Origin of the sequence: Flavobacterium magnesitis (assembly GCF_041729735.1) — a bacterium.
In the GTDB taxonomy this organism is placed as follows: Bacteria; Bacteroidota; Bacteroidia; order Flavobacteriales; family Flavobacteriaceae; genus Flavobacterium; species Flavobacterium magnesitis.
Genome location: NZ_JBCFQK010000069.1, coordinates 1 through 252, shown reverse-complemented (window position 1 = coordinate 252; position 252 = coordinate 1). Strand labels below are relative to the sequence as shown.

The 252-nt window shown below is 38.5% G+C and carries 1 protein-coding gene; it reads left to right on the top strand.

All coding sequences use genetic code 11. The features are described 5' to 3' along the window. Nucleotides 1–252: DUF7507 domain-containing protein (locus tag AAGV33_RS16410; RefSeq protein WP_373393459.1), on the top strand; the 252-nt coding region annotated here is incomplete at both ends.

The following is a 252-nucleotide window of genomic DNA, read 5'->3' as shown; positions in this document are numbered from 1 at the left end:
TTATACCTTTACAGTAACCAATACAGGAAACGTAACAGTAGATAATATTGTAATCAATGATGCAAAACTAGGAGTGACTAATTTAGCATTAGTTCCATCAACTTTAGCACCATTAGCAACAGGAGTAGTAACACAGGATTACATCATCACTCAGGCTGATATTGATGCAGGCGTTGTTACCAATACAGCAATTGCAATAGGACAAGATCCACAAGGCGTAGATGTTCAGGATACATCAGGAACAGCAGTGGA